This is a genomic window from Pseudomonas sp. LjRoot277, from assembly GCF_964253845.1.
Classification (GTDB): Bacteria; Pseudomonadota; Gammaproteobacteria; order Pseudomonadales; family Pseudomonadaceae; genus Aquipseudomonas.
On the sequence record NZ_CAXURI020000001.1, the window covers coordinates 974,943 to 990,638 of the forward strand.

The following is a 15,696-nucleotide window of genomic DNA, read 5'->3' on the forward strand; positions in this document are numbered from 1 at the left end:
GCATAACCGACAGACGGGCTTAAGCCCACGGGGGGAGCGGTCAGAGCGGCCCGTCAATTTTCTCGGGCACCTCGTCGATCAGCATGAACAGGCGGAACAGCACCACGCTGACGAACAGTTGCAGGAAGCTGTGGGCGCTGTCGATCAGCAGCGAAATCACCGGGTTCTGCGGTTCGGGATAGACCGCAAGGGTCGCGCCCTTGAGCACCCACAACGGGCCCATTACACAGAGAATGCACACCAGAATGCGCAGGAAATGGCCGCGAGTCAGGCGCAGGCTTTCCTTCATCGCCGCCAGCGGTGCGAAGCCGCGCAGCACCAGCAGGTACTCGCCAAACGCCAGGGTCACCATCAGCCAGATGCCCGGCAGGAAATACAGCGACAGGCCGATCAGGATCAGCAAGGTATTGAGCGCAGTGAGCAGGGCGAAGCGCGGCCACAGGTAGGCGGCCCTCGACAGCAGGTCACGGTTGCGCGGCGATTCACCCCGGCTGCGCGCATCGAGAAACAGGATCAGCGCGGCGGTGTACAGCGGATAAACCAGCAAGCCGACCATCACGCTGATACCGGGAAAGCTGTCCGGCTCGGTGGAGTGATCGACCACTTGTTGCAGCAGCGCCTCGAAGATCACCAGCGGCAGGCACAGCCGCACGATCTGGCCCAGATTGCGCTTGAAGAAATACAGTGAGTCACGCAGCACATCGAACGAATTCATCAGTCGGTATCGCAGGTTGGAAGCAGTGGCCCACTTTAACCGATGAAGCGCTTTGGGGCGCAAACGTAAACGTTCGGTAAAGACCATTGAAACATCCTGTACCAGCCTCCATTACGGATGAGCACCTTATCCACAGTGGATAAGGGCGACGATATTCCCGGCAATCTACGAGGTCGCCATGAACAGCGAAGAACAAACCCTGATCGATGGACTGTTTTCCCGGCTGCAACAGGCCGAAACGGACTCAGCCCCGCGCGACGCCCAGGCCGAGGCGCGGATCAAGGAACACCTGACTCGCCAGCCCGCGGCGGGCTATTTCATGACCCAGGCGATTCTGGTGCAAGAGGCAGCCATCAAGAGCCTCGACGAGCAGAACAAGCAACTCACCCAGCAAGTCCAGCAATTGCAGGCCGAACTGCAATCGGCCAAGGCTCAGCCGGCTGCTGCGGCACCGAGCAGCGGTGGCTTCTTGTCGAGCATCTTCGGTGGCGGTTCCCGCGATCCGCAGCCAGCGCCGACCCAAAGCCCACCGGAATCGAGCGGTGGCGGCTGGCGTGAACCGGCGCGGACGTCGTTCAACTCGCAGCCGCCTCAGCAAAACTTCGGTGCAGCGCCGCCTCAGCAGAATTACGCCCCGCAACAGCCGGCCGGCAGCAGCTTCCTCGGTGGTGCACTGAAAACCGCCGCCGGTGTGGCCGGTGGTGTGATGCTGGCGCAAGGCATCAGCAGCCTGTTCCATCACAATCAGCAGCCGGAAGTGGTTGAAGTGATCAAGGAAGAACCGGCTCAGGTCAACGATCAGAGCGGTGACAACGGCTCGGGCGACGATCAGCGCGTGGCTGATAACTCCTATGATCAAGGCGGTTTTACCGACGCCGACTACAGCGATGACAGCTCATCGTTCTTCGGCGGCGACGACGATTCCTTCGTCTGATTCTGTGGCGAGGGAGCTTGTCGGAACGCCGCACCGTCCCGCTGGGGTGCGAAGCGCCCCTTTGCTTTAGAACCTAAGGGCCTGCTACGCAGTCCAGCGGGAGCAAGCTCCCTCGCCACACGGCCGATTATTCGCGGAACAATCCTTCAGGCTGGCATACTGGGCAACTTTTCGGGCCTGGTGCCTGATCCTGCCCGCGCTCCGGCGCGCCAACGAGGATGACCGGTGAAAAAAATCGCAGTGTTCGCCGATGTCCAGAACCTCTATTACACCGTGCGTCAGGCCTATGGTTGCCACTTCAACTATGCCGCACTGTGGGCTGATATCAGCAAACAGGGCGATATCGTCGAGGCCTATGCCTACGCGATCGATCGCGGCGACAGCAAACAACAGCAATTCCAGCAGATCCTGCGCAACCTCGGCTTCGTTGTGAAGCTCAAGCCCTACATTCAGCGCAGCGATGGCTCGGCCAAGGGCGACTGGGACGTGGGCATCACTCTCGACATCATGGACGCCGCCGATCATGTCGACGAAGTGGTGCTGGCATCCGGTGACGGTGATTTCGACATGCTGCTGGAGCGCATCATCACCAAGCACGGGGTGCAAGCCGTGGCCTACGGCGTGCCGGGCCTGACGGCCAACTCGCTGATCCGCGCCGCCAGCCGCTACGTGCCGATCGAAGGCGCGTTGCTGCTCAAGAATTGATTTATACGGAGTTGAAACAGGTTTGGAACGCATAGCAGTCATCGACTTTGAAACCACCGGGATCTCCCCGAGCAGCAGCTGCCGGGCCACGGAAATTGCCGTGGTGATCCTTGAACAGGGGCGCATCGTCGAGCGTTACCAAAGCCTGATGAATGCCGGCGTGCGCGTCCCGGCCTTTATCGAACAACTCACCGGCATCAGCAACGCCATGCTGCGCACCGCGCCATCGGCCGAGCAGGTGATGAACGAAGTCAACGAATTCGTCGGCATCACACCGCTGCTGGCGCACAACGCCGCGTTCGACCAGAAGTTCTGGGACTTTGAACTCGGTCGCATCAAGCGCACACGCTTGCAGAACTTTGCCTGCTCGCTGCTACTCGCCCGTCGTTTGATGCCCGCTGCGCCGAACCACAAACTCGGCACGCTTACCACGTTCGCCAACCTGCCCCACACCGGTAAAGCTCACCGGGCCATGGCCGATGCCGAGATGGCGGCTAACCTGACGGCACATTTGGCGCAGGAGTTGCGGCAGAAGCATGGGTTGCGGGAGTTGTCGCATGATCTGCTGGTCAGCTTGCAGAAAGTGCCGGCGGCGAAGATCAATGAGCACCTGAAACGCCATCGCGGGTTCTGACTGAAACACCGCTGAACCCCTGTAGGAGCTGCCAAGTGAAACGAGGCTGCGATCTTTTGACGTTGATTTTAAGATCAAGATCAAAAGATCGCAGCCTCGTTTCACTCGACAGCTCCTACTTGCCATTTCCCTCCAACTGCCCCAGCGGCACGCGCTTCTCTATCGCGCTCGACAATACGATCGACGTCTTGCTGAACCCGAACTTGGCAATCCGGTTGATCAGCTCTTCCAGCTCCGGCATCGAACCCACTGCCGCTTGCATGATCACGCACGGATCACCCGTCACCCGATGGCATTCGGTCAGTTGTGGGATTTTGATCAGGTCGTCGTAGGCCTTCTGATTACCGTGCTGGTTCAAGCGCAGTTCGATCACGCACTGGATCGGCAATCCAAGCTTGGCCATGTCGACTTTCGCCTGGTAACCGGTGATCACCCCGCAGGCTTCCAGTTTGGCCACGCGCTCGGCCACGGCCGGGGCGGACAGGTTCACTTTGCGCGCCAGGTCGGCGTAGGACGCACGACCGTTTTCCAACAGGGCGCTGAGGAGCATGCGATCGTATTTGTCCATCGTCGGACTCCTGAAAAATGACTGACTTTCGAAAACACGGTTTATAGCGATGATCTCCGTGTTTTGAAAAGTGTACCGGCGCTATAAACAGGTTTTGTAACTTATTTTACGTCGCTGGCCTTTCTAGAATAGCTGTTCACTTGTCTTGCCTACGAGCTGCCCCATGCCTGGCTTACGTCGTTTTCCCTTACCGTTGATCGCTGCCTTTTTCGCGTTGTACGTGATTTGGGGCTCGACTTACCTGGTGATTCGCATCGGCGTGGAGTACTGGCCGCCGTTGCTGCTCGCCGGTATCCGCTTCGTGATCGCCGGGACGTTGATGTATGCGTTCCTGCGTTGGCGCGGGGCGCCGGCACCGACCTGGGCGCAGTGGAAAGCCGCCGGGATCATCGGAATTTTGCTGCTGGCGTGCGGTAACGGCGGGGTGAGCGTGGCCGAACACATGGGTGTCGCCTCGGGTGTGGCTGCGTTGGCGGTGGCGACAGTGCCGCTGTTTACCTTGCTCTGCGGATATTTCTGGGGCGCGCGTAATACCCGTCTCGAATGGGCCGGGATTGTGCTCGGGTTGATCGGCATCGCCATGCTCAACCTCGGTTCCAACCTGCAATCGAGCCCGCTGGGTGCCATGTTGCTGATATTCGCGGCAGCTTCCTGGGCCTTCGGCTCAGTCTGGAGCAAGCACTTGCCGCTGCCTCAGGGCGCGATGGCCAGCGCCGTGGAAATGCTGGTCGGCGGCGTGGCGTTGCTGATCGGCAGTGCGCTGAGTGGAGAGCATCTGGAAGCCATGCCACCGATCGAAGGCTGGGCGGCCCTGGCCTACCTGACTTTCTTTGGTTCGATCATCGCTTTCAACGCTTATATGTATCTGTTGAAAAACGTGCGTCCGGCGGCGGCCACCAGTTATGCCTACGTCAACCCGGCCGTGGCGGTGTTGCTGGGGATCGTGTTTGTCGGCGAGACCATCGGAATCGAAGAAGCGCTGGCCATGTTGGTGATCATCAGCGCCGTGGTGTTGATCGGGTTGCCGCAGTGGCGCCGGGCTCCGGAACGACCTGCTGCGGTGGTGCAGACAGAATCGAGCATGAATTAGGGTAAACTGCGCGCCATTGCACACTCGTTTTGCACAACCGCGCTGAATTTTCCTACGGTAATCCCATGACTTTCGCCTCCCTTGGCCTGATCGAACCCTTGCTGCGCTCTCTCGAGACGCTCGGCTACCAGACCCCGACGCCGGTTCAGGCGCAAGCCATTCCGGCGGTGCTGGCCGGTCGCGACCTGATGGCCGCCGCCCAGACCGGGACGGGCAAGACCGCCGGCTTCGCGCTGCCGCTCCTGCAATTGCTGGCCATGGAAGGGCCGAAAGTGGCGTCTAACTCGGTGCGCGCACTGATCCTGGTGCCGACCCGCGAATTGGCCGAACAGGTTCACGAAGCCGTGCGTCAGTACGCCGAGAACCTGCCGTTGAGCACTTACGCGGTGTACGGCGGCGTCAGCATCAACCCGCAAATGATGAAGCTGCGCAAGGGTGTTGACGTGCTGGTGGCGACGCCGGGTCGTTTGCTCGACCTGTATCGCCAGAAGGCCCTCAAGTTCAATCAGCTGCAAACCCTGATTCTGGACGAAGCCGATCGCATGCTTGATCTGGGTTTCTCCGAGGAACTGGGGAATATCTACCGCGTGCTGCCGAAGCAACGTCAGACGCTGTTGTTCTCCGCGACTTTCTCCGACGCGATCCGCTTGCTGGCCGGGCAAATGCTCAACGATCCACTGAGCATCGAAGTCAGCCCGCGCAACGTGGCTGCCAACACCGTCAAGCAATGGGTGGTGACGGTGGACAAGAAGCGCAAGCCGGAACTGTTCATCCATTTGCTGCGCAAGGGCAAGTGGAAGCAGGTGCTGGTGTTCGCCAAGACCCGCAACGGCGTGGACGCGCTGGTGGAAAAACTCCAGGGTCTGGGCATCAATGCCGACGGCATCCACGGCGACAAACCTCAGGCAACCCGCCAGCGCGCACTGGACCGTTTCAAGGCCAGTGAAGTGCAGATTCTGGTGGCCACCGACGTCGCGGCCCGTGGTCTGGATATCGAAGATTTGCCATTGGTGGTCAACTTCGACCTGCCGATCGTGGCTGAGGACTACATCCACCGGATCGGTCGTACCGGTCGCGCGGGTGCAACCGGGCAGGCGATTTCGCTGGTCTGCGCTGATGAAGTGAATCTGCTGTCGGCCATCGAGACGTTGACCCGTCAGACATTGCCTCGTCAGATGGAACATGACTTCGAGCCTGAGCACCGGGTGCCGGATACCGATGCCAGCGGTCAGGTGGTCAAGAAGCCGAAAAAACCGAAGAAACCGAAGACTTCCGGTGGCGGTAAACGCAACTTGGGTAAATGGGTTGAGAGTGGGGATGCTTCGGCGCCGGAGCCTTCGATCAAGCCTGTGCGAAAAGTGCCGGTGTTTAATACTGGACCGCGTAAGAAGAAGCCTTGAAAACACGCGGCGTCTGATAGGCCGCCTTCGCGAGCAGGCTCGCTCCCACATTAACCGCATTCTTTCTGAAAGAACTCGGTCGAATGTGGGAGCGGGCTTGCTCGCGAAGGGCGCACCTCGGTCTTCAGCCCTTGCGCTTCAACCACTCCACCATCCCCAACCCTGCCGCGCGCCCACTGGCGAAACACGCGGTCAGCAGATAGCCGCCCGTCGGCGCTTCCCAATCCAGCATTTCCCCCGCGCAGAACACGCCAGGCAGTTGCTTGAGCATCAAGCGCTCATCCATTGCTTCGAACATCACGCCACCGGCGCTGCTGATGGCCTCGTCCAGTGGGCGGGTTTTCACCAGTGTCAGTGGCAGCGCCTTGATCGCTTTGGCCAGCAGTGCCGGATCGGCGAAGCATTCGGCTGGAGTGAGTTCGCGCAGCAACGCCGCTTTCACACCATCGATCCCGAGCTGGCTGTGCAGGTGTTTAGCCATGGAACGTGAACCACGCGGTTTGCTCAGCGCCGCTTGAACTTTATCCACAGGCTTGCCCGGCAACAGGTCGAAATGGATAGTCGCCGAGCCGTGCTGATTGATGGCTTCGCGGATCGGCGCCGACAAGGCGTAGATCAAACTGCCTTCAATCCCGGTTGCCGTGATCACACATTCCCCGAGCCGCGGCACGTCGTCATTGAGGCCTATGGCGATGTTTTTCAGCGGTGCGCCAGCGAATTTGCTGACCATCAACTCGCTCCAGGCCTGCACCTCGAAGCCGCAATTACTCGGTTGCAGCGGCGCGAGTCCTACGCCGCGTTGTTCCAGTGGCAGCATCCAGGCGCCGTCCGAGCCGAGCCGCGACCAGCTGCCGCCACCAAGGGCCAGCAAGGTTGCGTCAGGTTTGACGGTTTTTTCGCCTTCGGGGCTGTCGATGCGCAATCCACCGCTGTCATCCCAGCCGAGCCAGCGGTGACGGGTGTGGATAACTACGCCGGCATCTCGCAGACGTTTGAGCCAGGCGCGCAACAGGGGAGCGGCTTTCATGTCTGTAGGAAAGACTCGCCCGGAGCTGCCGACAAAGGTTTCGATGCCCAGGTCATGAATCCATTGGCACAGCGCATCAGCGCCAAATGACCGCAACAGCGGCGCAATCTGCGGCGCGCGTTCGGCGTAGCGCGAGAGAAACGCCGGGTAGGCTTCGGAATGGGTGATGTTCATGCCACCCACACCGGCCAGCAAGAATTTTCGCCCCACCGAAGGCATGCCGTCGTACAGGTCGACCTTGATCCCGGCCTGACTCAGCACTTCGGCCGCCATCAAACCGGCGGGGCCACCACCGATGATGGCAACGTGAGAAGAGGAGGAGGGCGAGGGCTGGGTCATGGCGAGAGCTGCGGCGTGGCGGAATAAGCCGCGCATTCTACCAGCACAGATCTATGTGGGAGCGGGCTTGCTCGCGAAAGCGGTGTATCAGTCGACATCAATGTTGAATGTTAAATCGCTTTCGCGAGCAAGCCCGCTCCCACATTGGAACTGTGTCGTTTCAAATGGCTGATCAAAAAACAACCACCACTTTGCAGGCTATATGCAGCATGGCCTGTAGGACCTTTCACTCAGGTTATCCACAGGCAGTTCCACAGGCATTGTGGGTAAAGACTCACACCTCAATGACAACCTGATGACTGCCAGACCCGTTGCGCACTGTGATGCAGGATTCCATGACGGCGTGCCAACGCCTTGCGGTCCTTGCTGTAACCGCCGCCTATCACGCCGACCACCGGAATATCCCGGCCCAGGCAATGGCGCATCACGCTTTCATCGCGAGCGGCGACGCCTTCGTCTGTCAGCTTCAGGTAGCCGAGCGCGTCATCTTTATGCACATCGACGCCGGCGTCGTACAACACCAGGTCAGGTTGGTAGAGCGGCAGCAAATAATTGAGCGCATCGTCCACCACCTTCAGGTAATCGGCATCGCCCATGCCCTTGGGCAGTGGAATGTCCCAGTCACTTTCGGCTTTGCGTGCAGGAAAGTTCTTCTCACAGTGCAGGGAAACGGTCACCGCTTCCGGGGTGTTGTGCAGGATCCGTGCAGTCCCGTCGCCCTGATGCACATCGCAGTCGAAGATCAGCACCCGATTCACCCGACCGCTTTCCAGCAGGAAATGGCTGATCACGGCCAGGTCGTTGAAGATGCAGAACCCGGCAGGATGGTCGTAATGCGCGTGATGGGTGCCTCCGGCCAAGTGACAGGCCAAACCATGCTCCAGCGCCTGCTCGGCCGCCAGCAGCGAGCCGCCAACCGCACGTACTGTACGCCGGGCCAGCGCTTCGCTCCACGGCAGACCGAGGCGCCGCTGGTCTTCGCGGGACAACTCACCGCCCATGTAGCGTTCGATATACGCAGGGTCATGTGCAAGCGCGAGAATCTCTGGCGGGCAGAGCTCGGGGCGCAGCAGGTCAGCGTCCCGAGTCAGTCCGCTGTCCACCAGGTGATCGCGCAGCAGGCGAAACTTGTCCATGGGGAAGCGGTGATCCGCCGGGAACTCGGGACTGTAGTCTTCGTGGTAGATCAGGGGCAGGGGCATGGCTGATTTATACAGGACGGTAGGTAGGGATGAGTGAAGGATCCTACCAGCGATGTAGACTTGCGGCATGGGAACGGGGGGCATGATGGAACCGATACTGGAACTCGAGAGCGCGCGACTGCTGTTGCGGCAGTGGCGCGATGAGGATTTGCCGGAGTTTGCGGCGATGTGCGCCGATCCACAGGTGATGCGATATTTCCCGGCGCCTTTAAGTCGTCTGGAAAGTGCCTCGTTGATCGGACGGATTCGTGGCCATTTCGCCGAGCATGGCTTCGGTCTCTGGGCGCTGGAACGCAAGGACACCGGGGCATTTATCGGTTTTACCGGGCTCGCAGAGGTTGGCTTCGACGCGCGTTTTACCCCGGCCACCGAAATCGGCTGGCGTCTGGCCCGAGAGCACTGGGGCCTTGGCTACGCCAGTGAAGCGGCGTGGACCGCTCTGCGCTGCGGGTTTGACCGGTTGGCGCTGAAAGAGGTCGTGTCCTTCACCACCGAAACCAACACGCCGTCACAGAAAGTCATGCAGGCAATCGGCATGCACCATGATTCAGCCGATGATTTCGACCACCCGATGCTCGCGGCCGATCATCCCCTGCGTCACCATGCGTTGTACCGCATCACCCGTGAACAATGGCTGCAAACCTTGCATGGATAAGCCGGCACGGACGTTTACAATGGCTCCCATGGGCCCTGGCCAGAAATTGAATCGACCGTCGCAGCCAAGACTGCGCGGCATGCGTTGTGTGAGGAGAGTCTGAATGAGCCAAGTGTTGGATGATCTGGTTGACCTGCTGACCCTGGAACCAATCGAGGAAAACCTGTTCCGTGGCCGCAGCCAGGACCTGGGTTTTCGTCAGCTGTTCGGTGGTCAGGTGATCGGTCAGTCCCTGTCGGCGGCCAGTCAGACGGTCGAAGAAGCGCGCCATGTGCATTCGATGCACGGCTATTTCCTGCGTCCCGGCGATTCGGCGTTGCCTGTGGTTTATCAGGTTGATCGGGTGCGCGACGGTGGCAGTTTCAGCACGCGGCGGGTGACGGCGATCCAGAAGGGCAACCCGATTTTCACCTGCAGTGCGTCGTTCCAGTACGACGAAGAAGGCTTCCAGCATCAGTCCGAGATGCCCACCGTGGTCGGCCCGGAAAACCTGCCCTCGGAGCTGGAGCTTGCTCAGCAGCGTGCGCACCTGATTCCCGAGCACATGCGCGAAAAACTGCTGTGCCCGAAACCGATCGAATTCCGCCCGATCACCGAGAAAGATCCGTACAACCCGCAACCGTCCGATCCGATCAAGTACGTCTGGTTTCGCGCCGACGGTGCCTTGGCCGATTCGCCGGCGCTGCATAAATACCTGCTGGCCTACGCCTCGGATTTCGGTCTGTTGACCACGTCGATGCAGCCCCATGGCAAATCGGTCTGGCAGAAAGACATGCAGGTCGCCAGCCTCGATCACGCGCTGTGGTTCCATCAGGATCTACGTGCCGATGATTGGTTGCTGTATGCGATGGACAGTCCTTGGGCGGGTAATTCCCGTGGTTTCTCCCGTGGTAGCGTGTTCAATCGTGCCGGGCAACTGGTGGCTTCGGTCACTCAGGAAGGTTTGATTCGTCACCGCAAGGATTGGGCATGAGCCTGGCCGAGGTGCGGCACTGGGTGTTCGACATGGACGGCACCCTGACGGTGGCCGTGCATGACTTCGCGGCGATCCGCGTGGCGTTGGCGATTCCTGCCGAAGACGACATCCTGACCCACCTCGCCGCGCTGCCGGCCGATGAAGCTGCCGCCAAACATGCGTGGTTGCTGGAACATGAACGAGACCTGGCGCTCGGTTCGAAAGCGGCACCGGGCGCGGTAGAACTGGTGCGTGAGCTGGCCGGGCGCGGTTATCGCCTGGGCATTCTCACGCGCAATGCTCGCGAACTGGCGCACGTCACGCTGGAGGCGATCGGCCTGGCCGACTGCTTCGCGGTGGAGGATGTGTTGGGCCGTGATGAAGCACCGCCAAAACCGCATCCCGGTGGTTTGCTGAAGTTGGCCCAGGCCTGGAATGTCCCGGCCAGTGAGATGGTGATGGTCGGTGATTACCGTTTTGATCTGGATTGCGGTCGGGCGGCAGGGGCGCGGACGGTGTTGGTGAACCTGCCGGATAATCCCTGGCCGGAGCTGGCGGATTGGCATGCGGCGGATTGCGTGGCGTTGCGGGAAATGTTGTCGGCTTGAGGGGTTGGTTGTCTGGTTAATCGCTTTCGCGAGCAAGCCCGCTCCCACATTGGAATACGGTCAAATGTGGGAGCGGCGGTGCGACGATTCGACTTGCTCGCGAAGGCGTCAGATCAGGCACCACAAAAACTCACTGACCGAACAACGCCTTCTGCCCCTGCGGCGAGTTAAACATCCCATCCCCGTCATGCCCGACCCCGGGCACTTCAATCAGTTGCTGACTCAAACCTTGAGGATTCAGCCGCTTCAGATAAGCAAAATAATTGCGCCCTCGAGCCAATCGATTCGCTCCCTGGGCTTGGGCCTCACAGCTTTTATCCAGCGCTGGCTGCTTCGGGTCGCTGTCCTGCTGCCCGAGTAGGTAAACGACATCGCGTTTGACGTATTTTTCCTCCAGTTGCTTGGCGGTTTGCCCTTCGGCATAGGCGGGCAAGCCCGCCAGTCCATATTTCCAGCGATTGAAATTCGGGCAGCCGGCGTGGCTGAACGCCACTGGCCGTCGTTCATCGAAGTACGCATAAGACGACGGGTTGGCAATGACGTAACGCACCTGTATGTCGGCCGCCTTGAGCGCTGGCTGATCGTGGCCCAGCAACGCGTATCGCTGCACCACCTGAGCGCCCCCGGAGTGACCGGCGATGACAATTTGCTTCACGTCTGGAAACTGTTTTCGATCACCGATTCGGGCGATGATTTCGTCGAGCGCCGCGTAGGAGCTCAGGGAAAACGGAGCGGTAGATAAACCGCCCGCCATCCAGTCATTGCCCTGCCAGCGCAATACGCTGTCAGCCACGGGATGGGCCGCGACGTCGGTGTCATTGAGGAATTGCGGGGCGAGCACCAAGGTGCTCGCGCTTTGCCCGGCCTGTTCGGCCGCATGCACGGCGCTCTGGCGATAGGTGTCGGCATTGCGCAATCGACCATGGACGATGATCAGCACACGTTCGATTTTTTTCGGCGCCGGGCCGATGCCCACCGCGATTTCACCTGCAGTCAGCAGCAGGCGTCCGGGGCTGACTTCCTTGACCGCATGCTCGGCAGCCTGGGCGTTTGCGCAGGTGATCAGTAGAGCTAACAGCCACTTGTTCATTTATAGGTTTTTCGCTGCAAAGGTATCGCACTGGCCGACCTGGCCTTGCGCGAATCCGGTTTTGAACCAGCGCACCCTTTGCGCCGACGTACCATGAGTAAACGAATCCGGGACCACGCGCCCCTGACCTTGCTGTTGCAAGCGGTCATCGCCGATGGCATTGGCGGCGTTCAAGGCTTCTTCGATGTCACCGGGTTCCAGCCAGTTCAGCCGTTTCTGCGCATTGTTGGCCCAGACTCCGGCCAGGCAATCGGCCTGCAGTTCCTGGCGTACCAGCAAACCACCGTCGCCTTCCATCTGCCGGCCCTGTTGGCGGGCGGTCTGAATCTTCGCCGAAACACCGAGCAAGGTCTGCACATGGTGTCCGATTTCGTGAGCGATCACGTAGGCCTGAGCGAAGTCGCCAGCGGCGGAAAAACGTTGGGACATTTCCTGGAAGAAACTCATGTCCAGGTAGACCTTCTGGTCTGCCGGGCAATAGAACGGGCCGGTCGCCGATGTCGCCAGGCCACAGGCCGAATTGACGCGGTTGCTGAACAGCACCAAGGTCGGCTCCTTATATTGACGACCAGCCTGCTGGAAAATTTGACCCCAGGTGTCTTCGGTATCGCCGAGGATCGAACGCACGAACTCGGCTCCTTCGTCAGTGGCCGGCGGTGCCTTGCGGGTTTGAGTCGGCGCCGGTGCCGATTGCTCGGTCATCTGCCCGGTCAGTTGTCCGAGGATTTGCAGCGGGTCCTGGCCGGTGATCCAGCCGATCCCGACGATCAAGATAATCGCCGTCAGGCTCAGACCTTTGCCGCCACCAAAGCGCATCCCGCCACCACCGCCGCCGCCGACATCATCTCCACGGGCATCGACCACGTTGTCGCTGCGTCGGCCTTTTTTCCATAGCATGTGGGAATCCTCTGATTGTCCGTGGGGATGAGTGTTGCTGCTGAGTGGGAGCGGCGCCAGTCCGGTCGTCCATCTTTTGTTGCGCACAGCAGCCTTCCCGGCAACCTGTGGTGGGTGGCCGGGAGTCTTCCAGACTCGTATTGAACACGGACAACCCATCTAATTCCTTCAGACGACGGGTTTTTATCGAGCAGGCGACCGACTGCTTCGAGGGAATCACTGGTCGAACGCATCCCACACTGGCGCAAAGTCCGGATTGACCTGGCGTTCGCGTTTGGACAAACCAGCGATCAACGCACGGTCTTCGTCATCCAGATTCACCTCGAGCGCCGCCAGGTTGGCCAGTTGATTGGCCTGGCTGCTGGCTTTTGGAATGGCGGCCACGTTCGGTTGATCAAGCAACCACTTGAGTGCCACTTGCGTTGGCAGGACTCCGTGTTTGGCGGCGATCTGCTGAATGTGCGGGATGTCCGAGACCTTGTTGCGGGCCAGTGGCGTGTAGGCCGTCAGCGCCAGGTCATGTTGACGGGCGTAGTCCAGCAGAGCGTTTTGTCCGAGCAGTACGTGGTACTCGACCTGGATGGCTGACAGCGGCGTACCCAGTTCCTCGACGACATTGCGCAACAACGGCAGTGGAAAATTCGCCACACCGATGTTGCGCGCCAGTCCTTGTTCCTTGAACGACACCAGGGTCTCGATCATGCGCGGCAGGTCCCAATCGGTGGTCGGCCAGTGGATCATGAACAGGTCAACGTAATCGCTGTGCAAGGCCTTGAGGCTGCGGTCCATGGAATGGCGCATGGCATCGGGTTGAAGCTGATCCCACCAGACTTTGGTGGTGACGTGGATGTGATTGCGAGGGGTAGGACTGTTCATCAGCGCTTGGCCGACGGCGTCTTCATTGTTGTAGGCCGCGGCGGTGTCGATGTGCCGATAACCCAATGCCAAGGCCTGTTCCACGGCGCGTGTGCATTCTTCGCCGAGCATCGGCCAGGTGCCGAGGCCGAGTTTGGGCATGTTCAAACCCTGTGCATTAACGATGCGCTGCATAGTCGATCTCCTGTTAGTAATCGGTAATTCCTGCGATATGTCGCGCGGCGATGTAGCCGAAGGTCAGCGCCGGGCCCAGATTGATGCCGCCGGCGGGGTAGTGACCGCCCATGATGCTGGCCATGTCACCGCCTGCTGCGTACAGCCCGGTGATGGCCTCGCCCGATTCGCCGAGAACCTGGGCGTGTTGATTGACCTTGAGGCCGGCGAAGGTGCCGAAGCAGCCGGGCTGGACCTTCACGGCATAGAACGGACCTTGTTCGATCGGGGCGACGCAAGGGTTGGGTTGCTGCAACGCATCACCCTGTTTGCGGTTGTAAGGCGTCGAACCGCGACCGAACAGCGGGTCTTCACCATGGCGCGCGTGCCGGTTGTATTCGGACACAGTGCTGCGCAGACCGTTCGGGTCGATGCCGCAGGTCTCGGCCAATTCCTCAAGGGTGTTACCGGTTTTCAGATAGCCGCTGCGGATAAAGGATGACAGCGGCAGCGGAAACGGCCGAGAGATACCCAAGCCATAACGCCGCTGAAAGCCATGCGTGCAGACCAGCCAGGAGGCGACCGCTTCGCCCTTCGGAGCGGCGGCGACCATGGCAGTCACATAGTCGTAGTAGCCGTTGGCTTCGTTGACGAAGCGCTGGCCGTTGCTCAACACGCCGATGATCCCCGGTTTGCCGCGCTCGATGATGTGCGGGAAGTGGCCGATGCTGCCGTCCTTGTGTGGCACTTGCGAAACCGGCGCCCAGGCCACGGGGGAGGTCATGTCGGTGTTGACTCGGGCGCCAGCGCTTTCGCCCAGTCGCAGGCCATCGCCGCAGACGCCGAGGGGTGGCAACGCCAAGTGTTCGTGCCCGGTTGGCGTACGGGGAAACAATGCCTTGCGCCGCTCGATGTCATTGGCAAAACCGCCGGCCGCCAGCACCACGGCCTTGCGCGTACGGATGCGGACCTTGCCTTTGGCGGTGCTGACCACCGCGCCTCGAACCTGATCGTTTTCGCGCAGCAGCTCGGTAACGGGCGCCGACTCCCAGAGCAATACGCCGAGGTCTTCGGCGGATTTTGCCAGCCGAGCCACCAGCGCGACACCGTTGACCAGTTGCATCGCCCGACCATGCACCGCGAGGTCGAGCAGGTGTCGCGAAAAGCGCCGGGTCACATGCCAGGCCGCCGACAGCGAGTGCGTCAGATTGAGAAACGCCGAGAGGTCCGCGCCTGCCATGATGGGCATGCCCATGAACGACGTTTCCCGCAGGGTCTTGCGAAGACGCTTAAGCAGCTTGCCGACTTTTCGCCCGTCATAAGGCGCCGCGATGACCGAGCGCCCACCGGTGCCGGCGCCCGGTGTATCGCCATGAATATCGGCAATGGCGTTGCCGTCGGCAAACTGCAGCGAGGTGTGCTGCTCAAAGAACGCCACCATCCGCGGCCCGGCTTCGAGGAAAGCGTCGATCATGGCCGGCTCGTAACGCTCGCCCAATTCGTGTTTCAGATAAGTGCGCGGTTGCTCAACGTCTTCGACGATCCCGGCGCGCCGGGCCAAGGGGTTGCACGGCACCCAGGCCCAGCCACCGGACCATGCCGTGGCGCCGCCGAACACCGGATCTTTTTCGACCACGATGACTTTCAAGCCGTGCCACGCTGCGGTGACTGCAGTCGATAGCCCGGCCGCACCGGAGCCGACGATGAGCACGTCGCAATCGATATCCGGGAGATTTTTTGATTCGGCAGGCATCGTCTGAAGCTCCGGCGGTTTGTATTTTTTAGAATTTGATTCCAGAAAATATAGGAGCGTAATCGAGCTCGGCAACCGTTCAACGGGTAAAGCGG

16 protein-coding genes are annotated in these 15,696 nt (G+C 60.4%); 8 read left to right on the forward strand and 8 right to left on the reverse strand.

Features of this window, described 5'->3' with window-relative positions; genetic code table 11:
• Positions 1-40: 40 nt before the first annotated feature.
• The gene (locus ACSQ87_RS04610) at positions 41-715 is read right to left on the reverse strand and encodes a YciC family protein (RefSeq protein WP_223432403.1); all 675 of its coding nucleotides are present in this window, start codon (positions 713-715) and stop codon (positions 41-43) included.
• Positions 716-893: 178 nt separating this feature from the next.
• On the opposite strand from ACSQ87_RS04610, the gene ACSQ87_RS04615 reads away from it, so the two are divergent.
• The 3 genes from ACSQ87_RS04615 (at position 894) to ACSQ87_RS04625 (ending at position 2,988) form a co-directional block, all read left to right on the forward strand.
• Positions 894-1,649, forward strand: coding sequence for a DUF2076 domain-containing protein (locus ACSQ87_RS04615; protein ID WP_436273443.1), 756 nt, complete (start codon positions 894-896; stop codon positions 1,647-1,649).
• 225 nt (positions 1,650-1,874) lie between these two features.
• A complete protein-coding gene (locus ACSQ87_RS04620) occupies positions 1,875-2,354 on the forward strand; it encodes a LabA-like NYN domain-containing protein (protein ID WP_046048735.1) in 480 nt (159 codons plus the stop codon).
• Positions 2,355-2,376: 22 nt separating this feature from the next.
• The gene (locus ACSQ87_RS04625; RefSeq protein ID WP_046048736.1) at positions 2,377-2,988 is read left to right on the forward strand and encodes a 3'-5' exonuclease; all 612 of its coding nucleotides are present in this window, start codon (positions 2,377-2,379) and stop codon (positions 2,986-2,988) included.
• Between the two features lie 115 nt (positions 2,989-3,103).
• On the opposite strand, the gene ACSQ87_RS04630 is transcribed toward ACSQ87_RS04625, so the two are convergent.
• Positions 3,104-3,556 carry an Lrp/AsnC family transcriptional regulator gene (locus tag ACSQ87_RS04630; RefSeq protein ID WP_008149219.1) on the reverse strand — a complete coding sequence of 151 codons (453 nt, stop codon included), beginning with the start codon at positions 3,554-3,556 and terminating at the stop codon, positions 3,104-3,106.
• A gap of 163 nt (positions 3,557-3,719) precedes the next feature.
• On the opposite strand from ACSQ87_RS04630, the gene yedA reads away from it, so the two are divergent.
• Together yedA and ACSQ87_RS04640 are read left to right on the forward strand one after the other, a co-directional pair.
• On the forward strand, positions 3,720-4,646 hold the full coding sequence (gene yedA / locus ACSQ87_RS04635) for a drug/metabolite exporter YedA (RefSeq protein WP_436273444.1): 927 nt from the start codon (positions 3,720-3,722) through the stop codon (positions 4,644-4,646).
• Positions 4,647-4,711: 65 nt separating this feature from the next.
• Positions 4,712-6,046, forward strand: coding sequence for a DEAD/DEAH box helicase (locus ACSQ87_RS04640; protein WP_046048739.1), 1,335 nt, complete (start codon positions 4,712-4,714; stop codon positions 6,044-6,046).
• A 124-nt stretch (positions 6,047-6,170) separates the two neighbouring features.
• Here ACSQ87_RS04640 and ACSQ87_RS04645 read toward each other — a convergent pair whose 3' ends face one another.
• Together ACSQ87_RS04645 and ACSQ87_RS04650 are read right to left on the reverse strand one after the other, a co-directional pair.
• Positions 6,171-7,412: a TIGR03862 family flavoprotein gene (locus ACSQ87_RS04645; RefSeq protein ID WP_436273445.1), complete on the reverse strand. Its 1,242-nt coding sequence runs from the start codon at positions 7,410-7,412 to the stop codon at positions 6,171-6,173.
• A gap of 281 nt (positions 7,413-7,693) precedes the next feature.
• Positions 7,694-8,614 carry a histone deacetylase family protein gene (locus ACSQ87_RS04650; protein ID WP_056744622.1) on the reverse strand — a complete coding sequence of 307 codons (921 nt, stop codon included), beginning with the start codon at positions 8,612-8,614 and terminating at the stop codon, positions 7,694-7,696.
• A gap of 85 nt (positions 8,615-8,699) precedes the next feature.
• On the opposite strand from ACSQ87_RS04650, the gene ACSQ87_RS04655 reads away from it, so the two are divergent.
• From ACSQ87_RS04655 to ACSQ87_RS04665, 3 genes are all read left to right on the forward strand, one after another.
• Complete coding sequence (locus tag ACSQ87_RS04655; protein WP_436275079.1) at positions 8,700-9,269, forward strand: GNAT family N-acetyltransferase; 570 nt, start codon at positions 8,700-8,702, stop codon at positions 9,267-9,269.
• A gap of 103 nt (positions 9,270-9,372) precedes the next feature.
• Positions 9,373-10,242: an acyl-CoA thioesterase II gene (gene tesB, locus ACSQ87_RS04660; protein WP_129441008.1), complete on the forward strand. Its 870-nt coding sequence runs from the start codon at positions 9,373-9,375 to the stop codon at positions 10,240-10,242.
• Complete coding sequence (locus ACSQ87_RS04665; protein WP_223431688.1) at positions 10,239-10,832, forward strand: HAD family hydrolase; 594 nt, start codon at positions 10,239-10,241, stop codon at positions 10,830-10,832. The genes tesB and ACSQ87_RS04665 overlap by 4 nt, the downstream gene beginning before the upstream one ends.
• A 130-nt stretch (positions 10,833-10,962) precedes the next feature.
• On the opposite strand, the gene ACSQ87_RS04670 is transcribed toward ACSQ87_RS04665, so the two are convergent.
• The 4 genes from ACSQ87_RS04670 to ACSQ87_RS04685 all read right to left on the reverse strand — a co-directional run bounded on the left by ACSQ87_RS04670 (position 10,963) and on the right by ACSQ87_RS04685 (position 15,601).
• Entirely contained in the window at positions 10,963-11,922 is a 960-nt protein-coding gene (locus ACSQ87_RS04670) for an alpha/beta fold hydrolase (RefSeq protein ID WP_436273446.1), read from the reverse strand.
• Entirely contained in the window at positions 11,923-12,819 is an 897-nt protein-coding gene (gene ypfJ / locus ACSQ87_RS04675; protein WP_223431686.1) for a KPN_02809 family neutral zinc metallopeptidase, read from the reverse strand. It lies immediately after the preceding gene.
• 216 nt (positions 12,820-13,035) lie between these two features.
• Positions 13,036-13,869 (reverse strand): aldo/keto reductase, encoded by an 834-nt coding sequence (locus tag ACSQ87_RS04680; protein ID WP_223431685.1) that lies wholly within the window; start codon positions 13,867-13,869, stop codon positions 13,036-13,038.
• A 13-nt stretch (positions 13,870-13,882) separates the two neighbouring features.
• Positions 13,883-15,601, reverse strand: coding sequence for an FAD-dependent oxidoreductase (locus ACSQ87_RS04685; RefSeq protein ID WP_436273447.1), 1,719 nt, complete (start codon positions 15,599-15,601; stop codon positions 13,883-13,885).
• Positions 15,602-15,696 lie beyond the last annotated feature (95 nt).